Raw genomic sequence first — 20,113 nt, forward strand, 5'->3', positions numbered from 1 at the left:
AATTGACTACTATATTTTGTCACAAGAAAAGCCCCACAATCATTAGACTTACTTGTCTAACAATTGTAGGGCACTTCAGGTTTGGATTTTTGAATAGGGTGCTTATGTGCAAGTTATTGCTTTGCGGAGCGGTCCTATTTCTATATAGATTAGGACAGCTCCGCAAAGCATAAGCTTGCACCTAAGTTTCCACCACCAAAAGTCCAAACCCAGGATTTCTGGTGGTGGAAACTTAGGCTCCAGCTTATAACCGCTTTGCGTCGCTCACTTGATTTTCTCCCCCAAACCAGTAATAATGAACGAATATTAATCATTTGAGAAAGTGGGAATCATATTCATGACAGATCTATTTTTTGATTTCGATGGGACGATTGCGGATTCTGAAATTGGCATTGTGAAATCAATCAAGTATTCCGTCAGCAAAATGGGCTTACCCGAACTTTCTGCTGACCAATACCGCAAGTTCATCGGGCCTGCATTGATCACGAGCATCAAAAAATATTATCCATACTTATCAACTGGGGATGTGACCCGGGCGCTGCAGTATTATCAAGAGTACTATCATAGCGAGGGTATCTTCCAGTTGACAATTTATCCCGGGATTTTGGCCGAACTGACAGCTCTCAACGATGCGGGCTATACGCTCCATATTGCTTCTGCTAAGCCGGAGCCGATGATCAACGAAATCTCCAAACATTTTGAGCTTGGTCAATATTTTGCAGGTGAATTTGGAGCTACTTCAGATGAACGCACCCGGGTGACCAAAACAGCTGTCTTAAAATACGCATTAGAAAAAGCGAACGCCAATCCACAACAAAGTGTCATGATTGGCGATCGCGATACCGATATGCTCGGCGGCTATCATAATCAAGTGAAAACATTAGGGGTAACTTATGGGTTCGGGGATGTCCCAGAACTCATCGGTGCCCACGCGTCAGAGATTGTTGACAAACCGGAACAAATTCAAGCTGGGGTCAGTCGATTAGTCGGCTAAGGCTTGATATACGAATAACCAGCTTCTTGAAGCTCCACCAGATCAGCGACGCCCGCGGGGACTACTTGAACCCCTGCTGGCAGCTGATCTTTTTTTATGGTATGACTATTCATAGCGTTTTGGCAGGCATGAAATTCAACCGATTTAGTGGTTAGCTGCGCAATTGAATCCTGTAAGCTGCCCACCAAGTAGCCCAAAATGGCATCACCGTTTACTAAGACGACAATCTTGTAGGTTTCGTCAGCCTGATTGCCAAACGTCAAAAGATTACGGATATTGCCCAGTGTGTGCTGCCATTTGTCCATATCGTCAATATGAAAAACAACTTTATGCATTATGGTCGGCCTCCTTAGCGAGCTGATGGTTGTCTAAAGCTTTCAAGAATTGGGCATAATCTCGATGAACCTGTTTGGCGTAGGCCACTGCCCAATCAACGAGGCTGTTGGCCAACTTTTTCTTCTTGCCGACATAGCCGCGAACGATGGCAGCAGTTGGGCTTTGCGCATGCCCCCGGGCTAACAGGAGCGCGCAAATCTTGGTGTAAGTTTCAAAATCATCCTGGTCCATTTTATTGAGGTCCATTGATTCCTTCATATCCCAAAATTGGCGAACGTAGTAGCTGCGGTTGGACGAGGCATTATGGTAGAAGCCCAGCAGTGGATCGGATGCCCGTTGGAGAACCTGTTGACAAGTGACGATCCGTTCACCATTATCTGGACCACTTTGACTGTAAGGGGTCGTGACGTCAAATCCTTGGAACCGCCGAGTCTGCAATGCTTCCTTAATTTGGAGAACCAGATGGCTGCCATCGATGGCGGTCAGTAGAACAAGGTAACAGCGAGTGCCAAAACTGCCGACGCCGACACTGTGACGGACGATGTCACTGATATGAAATTGGGACAGCAGGACAGTGACATCGGGGCTGACAGTTTGGTCGTACTTTTGAAGATGGTCGCTGATTTCTTTAAACCGTTTATCGGAAACGTGAACGGTTCTGGGCGCATTCTCCTTAAAGACAAGGTGGCCGTGACTATCAATCGTGGTGAATTTTTTGACCACCCGTTCCGAATCTCGGGATGAGGCACTGGTCAAAATTTTCCGCCACAGCTTTGGCAATGGTTGATCATCGACCTCGGACTTCAAGAAGGTTTCCACTTCAGTAGAAAAGTAGTAGCGCTCCATTGCGGAATGGTCGTCAAAACATTCACAGAGAATCTGTTGGTAAGTGGCCACCGCAGACTTCATAATTTCTTGGGCTTGATCATCGTCTAAGCCCAGCTGTTCGCCAGCAAGGAGAATGCTGACAAGCAAACGGCGGACGTCCCAATCCCAGGAGCCGATTGTGGACTCATCGAAGTCGTTGAGGTCGAATAATAGTTTGCGTTCAGGCGAAGCGTAGAAGCCAAAATTGCCAATATGGGCATCTCCGGAAATCACAACCGGAATATTTGTCGAGACCTGTTTTGACAGGTCAAACGCCATTAGCTCGTCGGTGCCGCGGAAAAATGAAAATGCTGAGGCCGCCAACCGTTTGTGCCGTAAGGGCAACAGTTCCTGAATCAGTTTTCGCTCAACGTGTTGGATTCCTTGGACGATATCTCGATCAACGGCTTTGTATTGAGTTAATTTTTCAAAAGGGATCTTATCTCGGTCAGCTTTTCCCATTTGGACCAATTCACTGACGGATTTATTGATTCTGATTTTGCTTAAATCGTACCGCAAATTATCAGTGGCCTGCTTTAAGCCTAGTACTTGCTTGGTTGGCATGATAGGCGCTCCTTTTAGTTTTAATTCCATTGTGGTCATGGGTGTGGAGAGAGTCAAGGTAAACGTGCTACAATGAGATTAACGAGTATAATGGAGATTTTATATATGAAAAAAATTTATTGGGAAAGTATCGAAATTGATGACAGTAAGTTTTTCTTCACCGTTACCAATAAGGGCTTGAACTTCGTTTCCAGTCCGGGGCGGTTCTTGTCGGAAATTTTCGATTTCTATCCAGAAAATCGTTATCAATATCAATTTATGTATGACGAGTCGGTCACCGGTGTTTATCGTGATGAATTAACGGATTATTTTAATAAAAAACGGACTAGTTTTGATTTGCCATTGGACTTTGGTAATCTTGGAACGCCATTACAGCGAAAAGTGTGGGCTGAAATTCAGCAGATCCCCTATGGTGAGACGATCACATATAAGCAGTTAGCTGAGAACGTAGGCAAACCCAAAGCAATTCGGGCAGTTGCCAGTGCAGTGGCCCAAAACCCACTGCTAATTGTGGTGCCTTGTCATCGGGTCATCAAAACCAGTGGTGACATCGGCGAATATCGGGGTGGTAAGGACATCAAAAAATTCCTTCTCCAATTCGAGAAGGAAGCGGCCCCCAAGCGAACGCTCATTAAGAAATTACCGTTGCCCAAGATTAGTCAACTAGGTAGACCTGGTCTTTAATTAAATCAAATGGTTGGTGGTGCTGATTCAAACGGTGACTGGTTTCTGGCTTGATGTAATGAGCCTGTGACCAGAACTGCTTTGAATTTGTGGCACCATTTTTTTCGCCGATTACAATTAATTCGAGTTGGTTATTTTTTGAATTCCTGATGGCGTTTAAGACGTCGACGTCAATCGGGCTTTTATCTGGAGACCAGCTCATGATGACATACTTAACTCGGTCTTGGTATTGGTTGATGGCGGCTAGTGCATCTAATTTTTCTACCGGAATAACTTGATGCTTGCCAGTTTGATTTTCATTAACCCACTCAAGGCTATCGGTTGGATAAATATTGGCCCCTAAGTCTTTTAATCCTTTTGAAATGTAGCCATTGCCGGCCATGATTTCTAATGCAGTGTCCTGACCAATATACTTCGCCAGATCTTTGATAAATGGGGCAGAAATATACGCCCATATCCCATATTGTGCTTCCAAGTAATCTCGATAAGAGCGTAGCAATTTGTCTAGTTTTGGTAAGGCATCGGTCAGCTGATTCCAGAGGTGGTCACCTGCCGGATCATCCTTGGCAAAGGTTTGGTTGATGTGCTGAAAAATTTGGTCCTGACTATCATCTGGGAGTAAGAGCTCTGGTAAGTCTTGGGGCAATAGTCCGGACTTAATCAAGTGATCGCTTTCGATGATGTTATTAATCAGAAATTTGATTTGTGGATAATCTGAAAACATCTCTCGATAGTTCAGCATTTGCGTGATATAGCTGTTCTCGGGGGATGTCTTATGGCCGGATTTGTGTTTGAGTAGTTTCTTTTTTTGTTTATTGGTTAGCATGAGAACTCCTAAATGACGATTTGTTGGAAAGCGTGGTTATGATGGTTACCGGAATATTGTTGTTGATTTTGTTGGTGCTAATTGCCTGGTTAGTCGTGGCGATTGTTCAGAAAAATAAATTACACATGATTTGGAGTTGCGTTGTGATTGTGGTTTTTGTGCTAGTGAGCTGCTGGGGATTGTTGGTGATGCTTGGAGAAATGGGTGAGTGATGGCTGATTAACCATCCAGATTACACGGGTCCTTCACCAGTTAGCCAAACCGACTTCAATCGGTTATTGCCCCAGATCCAATTCCTCTTGATGCAATTGTGACCCGGGCTTTTCTGCGCGGCTGTTCATTCCATGGACATAGCCGGAAATCAGTTGGTAGATTTCGTAGCGGTCTTTTGAATTAAGCTGCTCGCCATTAAATAACAAACTTTTATCTGATATAAATAATTTTGCCAGATCATACGTATTGTTTTCGGCCAAGCCGGTCAGGTAATCCATCGTGACGTCGAAAAACTTGGCTAATTTTTGAACTTCTACATAAGAAGGCGTTCTGACCCCTCGCTCCCAGTTACCAATCTGGGATGGGGTGTTCAGGTCGTGGGTTTCTTTCGTTTGATGGAACTCCTCATTTAAATCCTCTGCCAAATCTGCCAAAGTAAGGTGTTGACCTTTCCTTAATGCGCGTAATCGTTCTGGAAACATGTAATCACCGTCCTGTTCGTTAATTTCATTATACTTCATTTTCGTGGTTGACAAAATGCACGGGCTTCATTTGTTAAATATGTTAATATGGTGGACAGTGAACTTAGACAGGTGGGTGAATTCATGAAAAAACGAACGAAAATCATTATTGCTTGTAGCTCCGTTGTGGCGCTGGTAACGCTTGGCTTATTTGGCGCCGGCCTCTATTTCTATCAAGTAGCCGTTGTGCCGGCTCCCAAGTCGTTTTTAAGCAAGTCGCATCGGATTACTCGCAACAATCCCCAATACCCAGCCCACGAGTGGTACCAGCATGTCACCAAAAAGCGCTGGTACGAGGTGTCGGCTACGCGTCATTTGATTTTGGATGCCAATTATATTTCAGCTGCCAAGCCAACCCAGAAGACCGTATTGATTGCGCATGGGTTCATGGGGAATAAGGACAAGATGTTTGCTTATGCCTGCATGTTCCATCGGCTTGGGTATAATGTCCTGTTACCAGATGCCCGGGGTCACGGCGATAGCCAAGGAAATTACATCGGATACGGTTGGCCGGATCGTTTGGACTATGTTAAATGGATCCAGAAGGTCATTGCCACAAATGGGCCAAATTCGCAAATTGTCATGTTCGGCACCAGTATGGGTGGGGCCGCAACCATGATGGTGAGTGGGGTTAATGGCCTCCCCAAACAAGTAAAAGCCTTTGTTGAAGATTGCGGTTATACCGATGTTTATGATGAGGTTGCTTATCAAGCCAAGGAACTGTATCACCTACCAAAATTTCCGCTGGTCGGGATCGTCAGTTTAATTAACCACGCGAAGAACGGGTATTCCTTTAAACAGGCTAGTGCGTTGAATCAGGTTAAGAAAAATCAGCGGCCAATGTTATTTATTCATGGCGCCAAGGATCACTTTGTCCCCACTAAGATGGTGTATCCACTGTATCGGGCTGATAAAGGTCCAAAGCAACTGCTGATTGTGCCTGGGGCCAGCCATGCTGATTCTTACCAGAAACATCCGACATTGTATCGGGACACGGTGAAACAGTTTTTGGCAAAATATGTCAAGTAGCTGAGGTAGGGTGAAACAGTCACCGTTTTTTGCCGCGTCAACGGTTTGAATATGTTAAAATAATGCTAGAACTGTTTTTCGAAAGGAGGTCTGCACTTGATTTACGTCATACTTGGGGTGATTGCCTGCATTGCGGGGGCCATCGCCGGAGTTCAGGCACAGAAACGCCGACATCAAACAGAAATTAATAATGCCAAGGCAACTGCTGAACAATTAATTAAAAAAGCAAATTTAGAAGCAAAAGAAAAATCCGAACAAATCATTGCTGATGGCGAACAACAAACGCAAGAATACAAGGATTCTATTGAAGAAGAACTTGATAGTTATCAAACGGACAATGTGACCCGTCAAAGCCGGATTGATCAACGCCAAAACGGGTTAACTCAGACCTCGGAGCGCTTGGATGAGCTCCACAAAAAGCTGGCTGAGCGCCAAACAGATTTGAATGATCTAAAAACAGCCATTGAAAAGTTGGATCAACAAGCGGCTGGCTTAGCTAAACAGCGGATTGCCACTTTGCAAGAACGGGGCAACCTTTCAATTGACCAGGCTAAACAACAAGTTTTGGACCAACTTAAAATTGCATTGGACCGTGAAAAAGACGTTGAACTGAAATATCAAGATGATGAAGCTCAGGTGAATGCGCCAAGGATGGCCAAAATCATGGCCGTTGACGCCATTCAACGGGCCCCATTGGATATTCCACGGGAACATATTGAACATTCCGTTCAAATTTCAGATGTGAATACGAAGCAAAAATTGGTTGGCCGTGAGTCTCAGAACATTCGCTATATTGAGACCCTGACTGGTGTAGATCTGGTGTTTGATCCAGATGATCCATGCTTATTGCATGTCGTTACGCAAGATCCGTTGCGGCGAGAAGTTGCGAAGACGACCATTTCAAATCTGCTGGTGACTGAGCAAATTAATCCGCAATCGATTGAACATCAAGTTGATATTGCTCAACAGGATTTGAGTAATGAATTGCGGCGAACCGGTGAAAAAGTGGTTGGCTCGCTTCACATTGGTTGGATGCATCCAGATCTGCTCAAGATTGTTGGTCGTTTGAAATATCGAACCAGTTATGGTCAAAACGTTCTGAATCATTCCGTGGAAGTTGCCGATATTTCTGGCTTGCTGGCTGCCGAGCTCGGGCTTGACGTCAAGATCGCCAAGCGCGCCGGCTTACTCCATGATATTGGGAAGGCCATTGATCGTGAAGTTGATGGCACCCACGTTGAACTTGGGGTTAAGATTGCTGAAGCTTACAATGAGGATCCACAAGTTGTTAATTCCATTGCTTCTCACCATGGGGATGTCGATGTGACAACGCCAATCGCTCACTTGGTTGCTGCCGGGGACTCAATTTCTGGTGGCCGTCCGGGTGCTCGGAGTGAATCTGTTGAAGAGTATGTGAACCGTCTGAAGAACTTGGAACGCATTGCCAGCGAAAAGAAGGGCGTTAAGGAAAGCTATGCCATTCAAGCTGGCCGGGAAATTCGGATTGTGGTTGATCCAAAGCAGTTGGATGATCAGCAAAATCAGAAGCTGGCTAAGCAAGTCAAGGATCAGATTGAGGATGAGTTAACCTATCCAGGCAAAATCAAAGTCACCTCTATTCGTGATTTTAAAGCAATTGCGTATGTCGGGGCTGAAAAAAAGAAGAAATTAAAAAAAGCAGGTCGGGGCGCGTAATCACTGGCCTAATCCAAAAAATGAGGTTGTATTTCCAAATGATGGAAATAGTGACCTCATTTTTTTGGCTATTTTTTAAACTTGAGTTGACAAGTGTAACTTTCAAGAATATGATAGATACAATTAAAGTTTACACATGTAAATTTAAAACAGAAACGGAGATGGGAACTTGAAGATAATTGTATTAGTGCTTGGACTTATGATGATTGCGTTTATTGGTTGGTGGTTCTTTGGGAAGCACGACGTTGCCAAAGTAGATGCGAAAGTGAACGATGACTGCCAGATTGTTGATGTAGAAGTGAAGGGCGGCTATTCACCGGAAGTTGTGGTTTTAAAAAAGGGCATTCCCGCAACCTTGAACTTTACCCGGAAAGATTCATCATCCTGTTTGGATCGGGTTGTTTTCTCGGACTTTGGGATTAACCAAGCCCTGCCGCAAAATCAGCAGCAGGCAATTAACGTTGATACGAGTAACGCTGGTGAATTTCAGTGGGCGTGTGGGATGGATATGTTCCACGGTAAATTAGTCATTAAATAAATGGAGGAATCAATGATGAATGAGAATAAACAAACAATAAACGTGACAGTTGCCGGTGGCTACGAGCCCTGTGTGATTAAATTTAAGCAGGGGGTGCCAGCAGAGATTAACTTTGCTCGAACAAGTGACCAGGGATGTTTGGATGTGGTTCATTCCGAGGCACTCAATTTTTCGGAAGAACTGCCAATTAATGTAACCAAAACCGTCCAAGTGCCAACGGATAAGACTGGTGAATTCAGCTTCAGTTGTGGAATGGATATGTTCAGTGGGAAAGTTGAGGTGGGTTAATGACCATTACGAAACGTTTTTGGATTTCACTCGTATTTTCGCTGCCAATGCTGGTGGAAATGATCCTCAAACCGTTTGGATGGATGATGCCAGGGGGCGAATGGACGATGCTGGCGTTGACAACGGTTGTCATGATGGTTGCCGCCGGGCCGTTTCTCCAAAGTGCTTGGGCATCGTTTAAAAAACATCATTCGAACATGGATACCTTGGTTGCTGTTGGAACAACAACTACTTACGTATATAGTATTTACGCGATGGCGACCAACCAGCCGGTTTTCTTTGAAAGTGCGGCCTTTGTGACCACCTTTGTGTTACTCGGTCAGGTTTTTGAAGAACGAATGCGTAACAATGCCTCAAACGCCGTTGAAAAGTTAGTCAACCTTCAGGCTAAAGATGCCGAGGTTGTGCGTGACGGCAGGGTGATTAAGCTACCATTGTCTGAAATTGTCGTTGGTGACGTCATCAAAGTCCGACCCGGCGAAAAGATCGCTGTTGATGGTCAAATTGTGAGCGGCTCGTCAACAATTGATGAATCGATGATTACCGGTGAAAGTATGCCGGTTGAGAAAAAAGTTGGTGATTCAGTCGTTGGGGCAACTGTTAATGGAACCGGAACCTTTACCTTTAGAGCGGGCAAAGTGGGACAAAATACCATGTTGGCTCAGATTGTTGAGTTAGTGAAAAAAGCCCAAAACAGTCATGCGCCCATTCAAGGGTTAACCGATAAAGTGTCGGAAATCTTTGTCCCGCTTGTGCTGATGATTGCGATTCTCACATTTTTGGTATGGTACGTCCTCATCGGGGCCAGCGTTGCCAATTCATTGATTTTTGCCGTATCAGTCGTTGTGATTGCCTGCCCATGTGCGCTGGGACTTGCAACGCCAACGGCACTGATGGTTGGAACCGGCCGCAGTGCTCGAATGGGAATCCTCATTAAAAACGGCGAGGTCCTTGAAGCCGTCAATGATGTTAAAACGGTTGTCTTCGATAAAACTGGAACGATTACGGTTGGCAAGCCGCAAGTCACGGATGTGATTGGGGATGCCAATAAAGTGTTGCAGCTCGCAGCCAGCCTAGAGCAATCATCAGAGCATCCCTTGGCAACGGCAATTATCAAGAAAGCCAACCAGTCAGGCGTTCCGATGAGTCCCGCCCAGCATTTTCAGGCAATTGAGGGTAAGGGCGTGCGAGCCAATATTGATGGTGAAAGCGCGTTTGTTGGCAACGATAAATTACTGGCTGATGTGACAGTCAGTGATGCTCTTAAATCAAAAATGACCACCTTGCAGCAGCAAGCCAAAACGGTCGTCTTTGTTGGCCAAGGCACTCAAATTGTTGGGTTGATTGCGATTCAAGACGCGCCCAAGGCAACCTCTAAGGAAGCCATTGTCGCTCTTAAGTCTCAAGGACTCAAAACAGTGATGTTAACTGGGGATAACTTGGCGGTTTCTAAAGCTATCGCGGATCAAGTCGGCATTGATGAAGTGGTTGCAAACGTGTTGCCGGCAGATAAAGCCAACCAAGTTAAGAATTTCCAGCAGTTTGGCAAAGTGGCTTTCGTTGGGGATGGGATTAATGATGCCCCCGCCTTAAGTACCGCCGATGTTGGGATTGCCATGGGATCCGGAACCGATATTGCGATTGAATCCGGTGGGATCGTCCTCGTTAAGAACGATCTGCGAGACGTATACAAAGCCTTGGAGTTGAGTGAGAAGACGTTTAATCGGATCAAACTCAATCTGTTTTGGGCGTTCGTCTACAATGTGTTGGGTATTCCGGTTGCGGCCGGGGTGTTCTACTTCATTGGGATGACACTGAGCCCTGAATTAGCAGGCCTGGCAATGGCACTTAGCTCGTTGTCAGTGGTCACCAGTTCAGTTTTGTTAAATCGGACAAAGATTGCTGAGGTTCCAGCGGCTTCTTAGTATGGCGCAAGATTAAGCCGAACAGCAATTTGATCTCAAAAATTAAGTAAAAAAAGTCGTGCATTCTGATTGTTTGGAATGCACGGTTTTAAATTCCGGAATCAAGATACCGTTCGGCTCAATCTTCCTGAATTCATATCTATTCTGATTGTTTGAAAATGAATGCCCAAATTACTTGGGAATAATTTTAAAATTATGATTATTGGTTGCTTCAACCACCGGATGCTTTTGGAGGTATTCCAGAATCACTTGACTAATTGTTGTATAGCTGCCAGCAACAATTTTGTCTCGGGTAAACATCGGATAATGGCCGCCACCACTTGCCCGATACCGGTTTAAGGCAATATAGAATATTTGATCATCGCTGACATCTTCGCCATGATATTTTAATTCCGTCACGCGATTGCCGACTGGTCTGGAAATATTTAAGGTGTAGTCGATGCCTTCATACATGTCGTAGTTATAGAAACGCTCCTTTGGAAACATGAACTGTTCGTTGACCACCACTTGGCCGTGCTTGACATCAAAGTATTTTGCACTGACTTCTAGAGCCGCCCGTAAATCCGCACCGGTGATCCGTGATTTGACGAGCGTGTTCGGATAGACGTAGTTGGTGATGATATTACGCATTGTGATTGGATCTTCAAAGCCATGTGCTTCGTTATTATAAAGAGCAGTTGCGGAGATGTCGGTCCCCATTTTATCCATTTGGATTTTTTGAATAAATTCAATAAATGCTGTTTCATTGATGCGGGCCTTGAATGGGTCGTCGAATGTGAGACTCCCCTTGATCTTAGATAATGGTTCATCAAGCCAGTGTTGGAGATGCTCGGATAACGCAGAAATGGTTTCACCGATTTTTTCGTCAGGATCGCTGTCACTGACACTAATCAGTTCGGAGTTGGTTCGGGTGATTTGATGATCCTTATTGGAGACATTGAAGGAGATTTTGCCAAGAAACTCACCGCGGGATCCTGGTTGGATGATTGGCACGTTAAATAGCCGACTCGCTATTTTTCGGTGTTGATGGCCGGAAACGAAGGCGTCAATGCCGTCAATGTGTTGGAGAATATCATAACCGCGGTTTTCACCTGGGTTAATATCGTTCCAATTGCCGGTATGGTCGCGTTCAAAGCCGCCGTGATAGACGACAACTACGATATCTGCTTTCTTTCTGAGTTCTGGCACGTACCGTTTGCACGCGTCAAGCTCTGAAATTAAGTTGAAGTCGTTGAGGTCGTTCACGTTTTTCCATTTTTTTGTACTGGTGGTCGTTAATCCCAAAAAGCCGACCTTCACATTGGCAACATCGATAATTGTATACGGATCTGCCAATAAGGGTTCATTATGATTATCCACGATGTTGGCACACACAAAATGCCGATTTGAGTGCTGCATCATGAAGTTCAGGTAATTTAGCCCGTAATCGAATTCGTGATTGCCGATCGTGCCAATTTGATAACCGACTTGGTTGTATGCCGAAATGAACGATTCTTGATCCTGTTGGTCAGCCTTCTTGGCGACATAATATGCCATAGGCGACCCCTCAAGGAAGTCGCCATTGTCGATTAAGATGATTTTTTCATCGGGATGTTGTTGAATATATGTGTTGATGGCCGTGCAATCTCGTTGTAATCCAAATGGCTTATCCGAGCCTGAATCAACGTAATTGGTTGGCTCGATAAACCCATGAGTATCACTGGTCGCCAGTAGTGTTATTTTCATTTTTTCACCTACCAAAACAATTATAGTGTCAAGTATAGTCAATTGGGGTGGGGATGTAAACGTCAGAGTGTGAAGCTAAGCGGTTAGGAACTGGAATATAAGTCGCTTACTGGGAAAACTCCTGGGCTTGGAGTTTTGCCAGTAAGTGCTTATATGTAAGTTCCTGCTTGGCTGAACATGTTTAATCAGAGTGTGAAGCTAAGCGGTTAATAATCGGAGTAGCATGTTTTTTGGCTGCTGAGACTTATATGTTGGGTTCTAACTACTTAGCTTTGCCCATTGTCCTGCATGAAGACCATCTGATCCGTCGAAATGCTTTGATTCAACTGGTCTGAAATATTTCGCGAAATCTTCTCCGTTCTGAAGGCATCGGCCACATATGTGTACTCATATTGGAAGGCCTGAATTAGCAGGCTTTCTCGCCGGCCATTGGCTTCATCTGAGTTGTCGAAGCGTAGGTGACGGAAAATTATACCCGTTCCTGACAAAATTGACTGAAGCGGTGTTATGAGCCGTTTCAATGCTATCCAGATAATCATTCACCCTTTCGAACGCCATTTCTTCGATCAGCAAGCTCATCTGACGGATTTGTTTACCTTTTTCGACCAGCCGGTTAAACTTTTCTGATCCGCGGTTTCCCTGACTTCGGGCGTTATATTGTTGGACTCGGCGTTTGACTTCTTTTTTGGAAACTTTTCGCTTCTTGAACCGGTGAGTTTGTAAGCGGATCAGATATTTGATCCTTGTCCAAAAGCCGGAACTCCGGCCGGATGCAGCAACCATTCTTCTCGAAAAAATATTTGCAAACTGTTGGGAGATCTTGCCTTCATTCAATGCATCGACAACGACTTGGGCTTCAATTTCTCTGGCATGGGTCATGATATTACGAATTTCGGTCCGGTTGGTTGCCCGGTTGTTCTTTTGACTGTTGAGCATATCGATGATGTAATTGCGGTCCACCAGTGAGATAGTGCCATCTGATTTGACTTTGGAGATCGCATAAGCCACCATTTCACCTTGATATTTTTTGAAAGTTCCCTGATCTTGATCGTTCTTTTGAGGCAGCAAAGCCGGCAAGATAATTGTTGGAACCAACAGGCTGAGTAAAATCACAATTGTGGCCACGAAGATCAACTGACTTCGATAAGGAAAGGACTTACCAAACGCTGTCAATGGCAGGGATAACGCCATTGACAAGGTTATCGTGCCATGGACGCCGCCGATTGCTGTTAATAAGGCTTCTTTTAAAGTGGCGTCTTGGTGATGGTGGGTTTGAACCAGATTGAATTTGACCCATAGAAACCGAATGACGACCATTAACAGATAAATCCCAGCACCAAATAAGCCAAGTTCTAAGATGAGAATGTCAGAATAGGGCATGATTTGGGCAATAACAGTTGGTAAAGTGACCCCCAGCAAAACGAAGACGATACCATTTAACAGGTTAGCAGCAATTTGCCAGGTGGCATTGGTAACCAAGCGAACGTTGGTGGAAGTCAGCTTTAATTGGCTTTGGTTGATACCATGCATGATCCCAGCGGAAACCACCGCTAAAATACCGGAACAGCCGAGGATTTCAGAGATCAAATAAATGGCAAACGGCGTCATTAAGCTGAAAGGCACAATCACGCTGGTGGTGTCCATGGATTGATTCACCAGAAACGTTCGTAATTTGACGAAAAGTAGGCCAGCAAATAGTCCGACCAGAATGCCGCCAAAAAAGCTGATCACAAATTTCGTGAGGCCCTCAGTGAATGAAAAATCACCGGTTAGAAAAGCTGCGACGGCCAAATTGAAAATCACGATTCCAGACGCATCGTTAAACAGGGATTCGCTTTCCAGAATACCGTGGACGTTACTTGGCACCTCAACGTTTTGGGTAATGGACTTAAGGGCAACAGAATCAGTTGGGGTGACAATCGCAGCCAGTGCAAAACACAGGGCCAATGGAATCGTTGGCATCAAGAAATGGGCGGCCCCACCGATGACAACCGCGGTGATCACTGCCAAATACACGGCCATTGAAAAAATATGACCAATGGATTGCCGAAACTGATTGGAATCGGTATTTTGCCCATCATTAAACATCAGTGGCGCAATGATACCCAGCACGAAGATCTCTGGGAAAAGGGAGAAATCGTGAAAGATAGGGAGCAATGACAGAATTAACCCACAGCCAATTTGATAAAAAGTGAGTGGGATTTTGGGAAAAATCGGGTAAATCATATTTGAAATAATGGCGGCTACAATTAGCAGCGCAACCGAATAAAAGGCTTCCAAATTAACACCTCAATATAGAAATTTATGATGATAAACATATTATAATGTAATGGGATAAAAAAGTGGCAAAAAAATTTCACAAAATACTAACGAAAAGTAAGTAACGGTGTTGACAAAAGGTGTCGATATGTTAATATAGTCATTGAAGGATGTTGTTTCAGTTTCAAGGTTTCTGTATAGAACGGGGGGATTTGTAATGCTCAATTTATATGTTGCACAAAGTAGCGCTTCAAGTCGGAAGGCTCGGGCATGGTTGAAGAGCCATAACATTGACTTTAAGGAAAGAAATATTAATTCTAACCCTCTGAACGCCGATGAGGTCAAGCAAATCTTGCGTTTAACCGAGAATGGCAGCGAAGACATTATCTCTACTAGATCTAACATTTACAAGAAGTTGAACCTGGATATCGATAATTTGACCGTTTCTCAACTGGTTGATTTAGTGGTTAAGTATCCAGACCTCATCAAGCGACCAATTATTTTTGACGATCATCGTCTGGAAGTTGGTTTTAATGAGGAAGAAATCAGACGATTCTTGCCACGAAGTGTTCGAGAAGCAGAACTTCGTAAGTTGGAATCACAAATCAGTTAGTTAATTTAATTACTAAACAGTTATACGTATAAATAATCTGGTTCGAGCAAAAAGTTGCTCGAACCTCTTTTTTTGCTTGTGAAAATGGCTGAACCCGTTCAGATGATTGAGTGGATGCCCTTACGGATAATTTTAGCGATAATAACATTTATCCGTAACAATTTCAAAGGGAAACCAATCAATATTCAATCCTTTTAAAGTGCCGACTAATAGCGGTTGTATTCTATCAATAACTTGCGTAAAATTAATTTCGTTAATGAAAGGGAGAGAATTCGATTGATTAAAATGGTAGCGCTCGATCTGGACGGCACGTTGCTGACCAGCGATAAAACAATTTCTAAAACGAATGAACTGGCTTTAAAGAAGATTCATGATGCGGGCATCAAAGTGGTTCTTTGTACCGGCCGGCCAATTAACGCAATCTGGCGATTTATTGAACAACTCGGTTTAACTGAGACTGGGGACTACACGATCACCTTTAATGGGGCGTTAGTTGTTCACAATAACGACAAAGCGGAATTGGCAAAAAGTGGGATGAAAAAGCAATCCTTGCGGCCACTGCACGATTTTGTGCAAGCACAGCATGCGCCACTCGATATTTTGGACTTCGAGCAGGTTTATCAGTTGACCGATTTGAAGCCTTCTATGTACAAGCAACAATTTAAGGGCGGCATTGATTTTGTTCCTAGCTCCTTTGACAAGTTATCGACGGCTGATTTGTATTCTAAAGCGATCGTCTGTGATGAGCCGAAATGGTTGGATCGCTATCAGGCAAACATCGATGATCAATTGCGCAGCCAGTACCACATTGTCCGCTCGCAACCCCAAATTATGGAGTTTCTGGCACCAGAGATGGATAAAGTCGTTGGCTTAAAGGCATTGTTGGATCATTTTGACATGGACTTTACGAATTTGATGGCCTTCGGGGACGCAGAAAACGACTTGGGGATGATTTCTCATGCCAACATCGGCGTCGTCATGCAAAATGGCCAAGACCAGGTTAAACAAGCTGGTGACGTTGTGACTGGTGACAATGATGACGACGGCGTCGCGCAATACGTTGAAAAATATTTTAATTAAAATGGCGGCGTTTAAACTAGTTGTTTCCGGCTTTAATAAGTACAATTGAATTAGGACAACTTCTCCAAGCGGACTTCTAACCGCTTGGAGCTGGTCACGAGGGGGAATTAATCAATGAAAAAATTAATTGCAATTTTAACGGCGACTGCGGCCGCCAGTATCTTAGCATTTACAGGGCAAAGTACCACGGCTCAAGCTTCATGGTCGACTGGAACTAAAACATTGTGGACTTTATTTGAGCCAAATGGTGATCCAGATTGGGCCCGACTATTTTCGACCGCGGATAGTGTGAAGGCGGGTAAAAATGGTTATGTCTGGAACTACAGCCACACCAAGCGGATTCACAACTTAAAGAACTATCCGAATACAACTTGGTATGCAGTTCGTGGGATTTCTAAGAACAAGCACGTCTATTATCGAATTTCTAATCCTAATTCAACTGTCAAAGGATTGGTTTGGAGCGGCTATGTCAAGCCGTATGCAACTAAGACGGCCAAGGACTTTAAGACGGCCGACCAGTTTAATAATTATCTTCAAACTGAACCATCTCAAAAGCTCACTCGGGCAGTGCTACGACAGCTACCGAACATTCCGGTTAGTTTTGAATTATCGAAGTATGCGGCCTATCGATTTGCCCAATTTCCAAAGCAAATTACTAATTTCACTGACATTACGCCAATTAGTACGTTGACGCTGCCAAAAGCCGACTTTGCTTCAATCAAAAACTTTCAAACGGATTTGAATTCTCCCGGGGATGCTCAAATGGGAACCTATTGGGCATTAACGTACGGGCAACCCGTTAATTCACGGGCCGAGAAGATGATTGAAGTGCTTAATGATCACCAGATTGATTTATCACAATTTGATGCCACTAATGGTAACTGGCGAATTGGCGTTAATATGAATGATGGTCAGTGGCCAATGACGTTGATTCTTGCTAAGAAAACGGATTAATTTTGGCTTCAAATTAAAGGATTGTTAAAAAAGGGTGGTTGTATGAAAAAGTTTTGGGGAATGGTAATGATTGCGGTCACAGTTGGATTTTTATATACAGCGGCAAATTCACCTGCGCGGGCATCATGGATGAGCGGCACACAAAAGTGGTTTACGACGATTGGAAAGTATCCGGATGCCAATGAGTTTTTATATGCGGTGAAGAATCCCAACAAGAATGCTTACATGTGGAACTATAACCATACGAAACGCATTCATAATCTAAAGAATTATAAAAATACGACTTGGTACGTCACCCACGGGATTAAAAAGGGTAAATCTGTGTATTATCGCATCACCAATTACAATTCCACGGTTAAAGGATTAGTTTGGAGTGGCTATCTCCGACACTTGAAGTCATGGGGTGCTAGAGCTTTTAAAACATCAGATGAATTCAAGCAGTATGTCAAAACGTCTCCTTCAGCCAAACTTACTCGGGCAATTATGAAACAATTACCAAATATACCATTGGATTATCAACTTTCACGGTACGCTAATGGACAATATGGGGATTTTCCAAAGACTATTCCGGGTTATTCTGATATCACATCTTTGGGAACGCTCAATCTACCTAAGAAGGATTTTGCAACAATCAAGAACTTTCCCAATAACTACGATCTAGATCAAGCCAACTATGAACAGCAGTTGAATTGGTACTGGGCATTGACATTTGGTCAGCCGGTCGCACCAAGAGCTGCTAAGTTAAAAGAAGCCCTCAAAGTTAACAATATCGATTTAAACGATTATAAATCCGGTGACTGGGTCGTTGGTATTAGTGTGTTTGAAGGCATTGCAAATGGAACGGTAATTATTGCGAGGAAGAGTGCGGAGTAAAGCGGTTAGGAACTGGAGCACAAGTCTCCTTTGGTGGAAATCCTGGGTTTGGATTTTTGTCAAAGGTGCTTGTGTGCCAGTTCCTGCCTGACGTAGCACATTTGCGCTAGGTAATGGCGGACCAATTCCCGGTTTTGGAATTTGTGCTGGTGGTGCTTACATGCAGGTTGCTGCCTGATGTAGCACATTTGCGCTAGGTAACGGTCGATTAAATCCTAGGTTTGGATTTTTGCCAAAGGTGCTTATGCGCAAGGTTGGCATTCGTTTAAATGAGGGTACTTCTTTTGGAACTCCCAACTCCCATACTTGCTAAACGCAGGATAACGAGTGACTGTCGGCTAGTTTGCCTTGGCTTCTTAGGCAATAGGGCCTTCATCATTGCAGATCAATCAATTTGGCATCGTGTCTAACTGGCGGTCTTAACTCAAGGAGGGCAGAGAGATGTTTAAAGCGGATCGAATCCGGGCAATGAGTGATGGGCTGTTTGCCATTTTAATTACAATATTAGTGCTGGATTTTAAGCTGCCGGATTATCAGGCTGGCCATTTGTTAGCAGCGGTTGGTCGGCAGTGACCAATCATGTTGGCATACGTTGTGTCGTTTTCATATATCGGTACGTTGTGGTTGTTTCATCACGACTTTTTTAGCACAATTGATTGGATTACCCCTGAATTGAATATTATCAATTTATTGGTATTATTTAGCATTACGCTCATTAATTATGCCACCAGTTTGATTTCTGCAGCCTTGTCGGCGATGAATCTGATAGATTTGCGAACAGCAATTATTATTTATGATGGGTGCGCGCTGTTCATTAGCTTCACCTTTGAATTAATGTATCGGTACAGCTACCGTCATCCTGAATTGACGAATCGTCAAAGATCAGCAAATGAGGGAATGTATTTCATCAAAAGCGATCCGATTATCAGTGTCGTTATCTATCTGATTTCAATTGTGACTTCGTTCTTTTCAGTCGTAGTTGGCGGTATTTTTCTCTTGGCCGGTATTATCTGGCATGCGATTGCATACGTCCGGCTGACAAAAAAGTAGCGATCCGTAATGAAGGGTTGTGAAAAATGAACTTAAATAAAAAGGATCCTCGCGAATTTTTTCGCTGGGATTCTTTTTGGTTGAGCGTTATGCTTGACCGCTAGTTTTGCTTAAATAAGTTCGTTAAGTGATCCATGAAAGCTTTTAGATAAGCATCAACATCCGCATTCACAGCGACTTTAACATTTGTATTCGGATCATCCAAACGAGCAGGGTCACCTATTGTTCGCCCATAATACTTTTCGTCAGTCGTGACATACATATTCAATCCGATTGTCTGAACAAAGTCGGGGTTGATCGCAACTCCTACCGCAAATGGATCATGCAGGGCACAACCATGGAGGTCTGGGCTGGTAACTTCATAAGCTTTGATATAGTAATCAACAATATCGGCAAACGCTTCACCTGATTTGGTGTGTAAATCGCGCCATTGTTGCGTTTCCTTTTTAGTTAACAAGGTTCTCAAGGTAACATCCAAACCAACCTGGGTGAGGGGAACCTTGCGGAAAACATTGTTGGCGGCTGAAGCATCCTGTTGGATATTGGCCTCGGCAACGTTGGTAACATTTCCTGGAACGGTCACAGCACCGCCCATGATGGTGACGTTACCGATCTCATTGGCAATTTCCGGAGCCTTCTTAATCGCAGCGTCCAAGTTTGTTAATGGACCAGTTGGCACTAAGATGAGGTCTTTACCATATTGCTTAACGGCATTGATGAAGAAATCAATTGCATCGCCCTTTTCTGGCTGGCGAGTTGGATCTGGCAATTGAACTTCACCGATTCCATTTTCACCATGAATTTGAGCACTGACCGGCATTCTGTCGAAGTGATCTGATTCTGATGAGTGTGACAAGCCTTGGTAAACCGGTACGTCTGTAGCACCGAGCAGTTCCAAAATCTTGAGTGAATTTTGAACACCGTCTTCAACGTAAACATTACCATAAGAACCAATAATACCAATCAAGTCAACGTCTGGATCAGCGACTGCATAGGCAATCGCCATTGCGTCATCGATACCAGTATCAAGGTCAAGAATCATTTTTTTCTGGGCCATTAAGAAACTACCTCCGTTCGTG

General features: G+C 44.0%; 18 protein-coding genes and 1 pseudogene. 12 read left to right on the forward strand and 7 right to left on the reverse strand.

Going from position 1 to position 20,113, the window contains the following annotated elements:
- Positions 1 to 337: 337 nt before the first annotated feature.
- The gene (locus KTE19_RS01870) at positions 338 to 994 is read left to right on the forward strand and encodes an HAD hydrolase-like protein (RefSeq protein WP_217162460.1); all 657 of its coding nucleotides are present in this window, start codon (positions 338 to 340) and stop codon (positions 992 to 994) included.
- Here the strand turns inward: KTE19_RS01870 and KTE19_RS01875 are convergent.
- Together KTE19_RS01875 and KTE19_RS01880 are read right to left on the reverse strand one after the other, a co-directional pair.
- Entirely contained in the window at positions 991 to 1,329 is a 339-nt protein-coding gene (locus KTE19_RS01875; RefSeq protein WP_217162458.1) for a DsrE family protein, read from the reverse strand. The genes KTE19_RS01870 and KTE19_RS01875 overlap by 4 nt on opposite strands.
- Positions 1,322 to 2,761, reverse strand: coding sequence for a DUF2252 domain-containing protein (locus tag KTE19_RS01880; RefSeq protein WP_217341483.1), 1,440 nt, complete (start codon positions 2,759 to 2,761; stop codon positions 1,322 to 1,324). The genes KTE19_RS01875 and KTE19_RS01880 overlap by 8 nt, the downstream gene beginning before the upstream one ends.
- A gap of 105 nt (positions 2,762 to 2,866) precedes the next feature.
- Here KTE19_RS01880 and KTE19_RS01885 point away from each other — a divergent pair, with 105 nt between their 5' ends.
- A complete protein-coding gene (locus tag KTE19_RS01885) occupies positions 2,867 to 3,445 on the forward strand; it encodes a methylated-DNA--[protein]-cysteine S-methyltransferase (protein WP_217162453.1) in 579 nt (192 codons plus the stop codon).
- On the opposite strand, the gene KTE19_RS01890 is transcribed toward KTE19_RS01885, so the two are convergent.
- A complete protein-coding gene (locus tag KTE19_RS01890; RefSeq protein ID WP_217341484.1) occupies positions 3,417 to 4,271 on the reverse strand; it encodes an SAM-dependent methyltransferase in 855 nt (284 codons plus the stop codon). The two genes, KTE19_RS01885 and KTE19_RS01890, sit on opposite strands and share 29 nt — an antisense overlap.
- A 275-nt stretch (positions 4,272 to 4,546) precedes the next feature.
- Positions 4,547 to 4,966, reverse strand: a complete 420-nt coding sequence (locus tag KTE19_RS01895; protein WP_217162493.1) for a helix-turn-helix domain-containing protein — start codon at positions 4,964 to 4,966, stop codon at positions 4,547 to 4,549.
- A 123-nt stretch (positions 4,967 to 5,089) separates the two neighbouring features.
- Here KTE19_RS01895 and KTE19_RS01900 point away from each other — a divergent pair, with 123 nt between their 5' ends.
- From KTE19_RS01900 to KTE19_RS01920, 5 genes are all read left to right on the forward strand, one after another.
- Positions 5,090 to 6,034, forward strand: coding sequence for an alpha/beta hydrolase (locus tag KTE19_RS01900; RefSeq protein ID WP_217341485.1), 945 nt, complete (start codon positions 5,090 to 5,092; stop codon positions 6,032 to 6,034).
- Positions 6,035 to 6,130: 96 nt separating this feature from the next.
- Positions 6,131 to 7,729 (forward strand): ribonuclease Y, encoded by a 1,599-nt coding sequence (rny, locus tag KTE19_RS01905; protein ID WP_217162447.1) that lies wholly within the window; start codon positions 6,131 to 6,133, stop codon positions 7,727 to 7,729.
- A gap of 199 nt (positions 7,730 to 7,928) precedes the next feature.
- On the forward strand, positions 7,929 to 8,267 hold the full coding sequence (locus KTE19_RS01910) for a cupredoxin domain-containing protein (RefSeq protein ID WP_217162491.1): 339 nt from the start codon (positions 7,929 to 7,931) through the stop codon (positions 8,265 to 8,267).
- 15 nt (positions 8,268 to 8,282) lie between these two features.
- Positions 8,283 to 8,555 (forward strand): cupredoxin domain-containing protein, encoded by a 273-nt coding sequence (locus tag KTE19_RS01915; RefSeq protein WP_217341486.1) that lies wholly within the window; start codon positions 8,283 to 8,285, stop codon positions 8,553 to 8,555.
- The gene (locus tag KTE19_RS01920; RefSeq protein ID WP_217341487.1) at positions 8,555 to 10,480 is read left to right on the forward strand and encodes a copper-translocating P-type ATPase; all 1,926 of its coding nucleotides are present in this window, start codon (positions 8,555 to 8,557) and stop codon (positions 10,478 to 10,480) included. The genes KTE19_RS01915 and KTE19_RS01920 overlap by 1 nt, the downstream gene beginning before the upstream one ends.
- Positions 10,481 to 10,651: 171 nt before the next feature.
- On the opposite strand, the gene KTE19_RS01925 is transcribed toward KTE19_RS01920, so the two are convergent.
- Both KTE19_RS01925 and KTE19_RS01930 read right to left on the reverse strand, forming a co-directional pair.
- Complete coding sequence (locus tag KTE19_RS01925; protein WP_217341488.1) at positions 10,652 to 12,205, reverse strand: bifunctional metallophosphatase/5'-nucleotidase; 1,554 nt, start codon at positions 12,203 to 12,205, stop codon at positions 10,652 to 10,654.
- 435 nt (positions 12,206 to 12,640) lie between these two features.
- Positions 12,641 to 14,485 carry a cation:proton antiporter gene (locus KTE19_RS01930; protein WP_249778556.1) on the reverse strand — a complete coding sequence of 615 codons (1,845 nt, stop codon included), beginning with the start codon at positions 14,483 to 14,485 and terminating at the stop codon, positions 12,641 to 12,643.
- 196 nt (positions 14,486 to 14,681) lie between these two features.
- On the opposite strand from KTE19_RS01930, the gene spx reads away from it, so the two are divergent.
- From spx to KTE19_RS01955, 5 genes and pseudogenes are all read left to right on the forward strand, one after another.
- Complete coding sequence (gene spx / locus KTE19_RS01935) at positions 14,682 to 15,077, forward strand: transcriptional regulator Spx (RefSeq protein WP_054747297.1); 396 nt, start codon at positions 14,682 to 14,684, stop codon at positions 15,075 to 15,077.
- A gap of 285 nt (positions 15,078 to 15,362) precedes the next feature.
- Complete coding sequence (locus tag KTE19_RS01940; protein ID WP_217162489.1) at positions 15,363 to 16,157, forward strand: Cof-type HAD-IIB family hydrolase; 795 nt, start codon at positions 15,363 to 15,365, stop codon at positions 16,155 to 16,157.
- Between the two features lie 114 nt (positions 16,158 to 16,271).
- Positions 16,272 to 17,111, forward strand: a complete 840-nt coding sequence (locus tag KTE19_RS01945) for a hypothetical protein (RefSeq protein ID WP_217162437.1) — start codon at positions 16,272 to 16,274, stop codon at positions 17,109 to 17,111.
- A gap of 42 nt (positions 17,112 to 17,153) precedes the next feature.
- The gene (locus KTE19_RS01950) at positions 17,154 to 17,984 is read left to right on the forward strand and encodes a hypothetical protein (protein ID WP_217162436.1); all 831 of its coding nucleotides are present in this window, start codon (positions 17,154 to 17,156) and stop codon (positions 17,982 to 17,984) included.
- 468 nt (positions 17,985 to 18,452) lie between these two features.
- Positions 18,453 to 19,034: pseudogene (locus KTE19_RS01955) on the forward strand (TMEM175 family protein).
- Positions 19,035 to 19,134: 100 nt separating this feature from the next.
- Here the strand turns inward: KTE19_RS01955 and KTE19_RS01960 are convergent.
- Complete coding sequence (locus KTE19_RS01960; RefSeq protein WP_217162434.1) at positions 19,135 to 20,091, reverse strand: nucleoside hydrolase; 957 nt, start codon at positions 20,089 to 20,091, stop codon at positions 19,135 to 19,137.
- Between the last annotated feature and the right edge of the window lie 22 nt (positions 20,092 to 20,113).

Source organism: Lentilactobacillus dabitei, from assembly GCF_019061365.1.
GTDB lineage: Bacteria > Bacillota > Bacilli > Lactobacillales > Lactobacillaceae > Lentilactobacillus > Lentilactobacillus dabitei.

Coding starts and splice junctions, on each gene's coding strand:
- KTE19_RS01925 (WP_217341488.1), bottom strand. CDS start 12,205: ATGAAAATAACACTACTGGCGACCAGTGATACTCATGGGTTTATCGAG.
- KTE19_RS01890 (WP_217341484.1), bottom strand. CDS start 4,271: ATGCTAACCAATAAACAAAAAAAGAAACTACTCAAACACAAATCCGGC.
- KTE19_RS01915 (WP_217341486.1), top strand. CDS start 8,283: ATGAATGAGAATAAACAAACAATAAACGTGACAGTTGCCGGTGGCTAC.
- KTE19_RS01895 (WP_217162493.1), bottom strand. CDS start 4,966: ATGTTTCCAGAACGATTACGCGCATTAAGGAAAGGTCAACACCTTACT.
- KTE19_RS01885 (WP_217162453.1), top strand. CDS start 2,867: ATGAAAAAAATTTATTGGGAAAGTATCGAAATTGATGACAGTAAGTTT.
- spx (WP_054747297.1), top strand. CDS start 14,682: ATGCTCAATTTATATGTTGCACAAAGTAGCGCTTCAAGTCGGAAGGCT.
- KTE19_RS01910 (WP_217162491.1), top strand. CDS start 7,929: ATGATGATTGCGTTTATTGGTTGGTGGTTCTTTGGGAAGCACGACGTT.
- KTE19_RS01940 (WP_217162489.1), top strand. CDS start 15,363: ATGGTAGCGCTCGATCTGGACGGCACGTTGCTGACCAGCGATAAAACA.
- KTE19_RS01945 (WP_217162437.1), top strand. CDS start 16,272: ATGAAAAAATTAATTGCAATTTTAACGGCGACTGCGGCCGCCAGTATC.
- KTE19_RS01875 (WP_217162458.1), bottom strand. CDS start 1,329: ATGCATAAAGTTGTTTTTCATATTGACGATATGGACAAATGGCAGCAC.
- KTE19_RS01900 (WP_217341485.1), top strand. CDS start 5,090: ATGAAAAAACGAACGAAAATCATTATTGCTTGTAGCTCCGTTGTGGCG.
- KTE19_RS01870 (WP_217162460.1), top strand. CDS start 338: ATGACAGATCTATTTTTTGATTTCGATGGGACGATTGCGGATTCTGAA.
- KTE19_RS01880 (WP_217341483.1), bottom strand. CDS start 2,761: ATGCCAACCAAGCAAGTACTAGGCTTAAAGCAGGCCACTGATAATTTG.
- KTE19_RS01950 (WP_217162436.1), top strand. CDS start 17,154: ATGAAAAAGTTTTGGGGAATGGTAATGATTGCGGTCACAGTTGGATTT.
- KTE19_RS01960 (WP_217162434.1), bottom strand. CDS start 20,091: ATGGCCCAGAAAAAAATGATTCTTGACCTTGATACTGGTATCGATGAC.
- KTE19_RS01920 (WP_217341487.1), top strand. CDS start 8,555: ATGACCATTACGAAACGTTTTTGGATTTCACTCGTATTTTCGCTGCCA.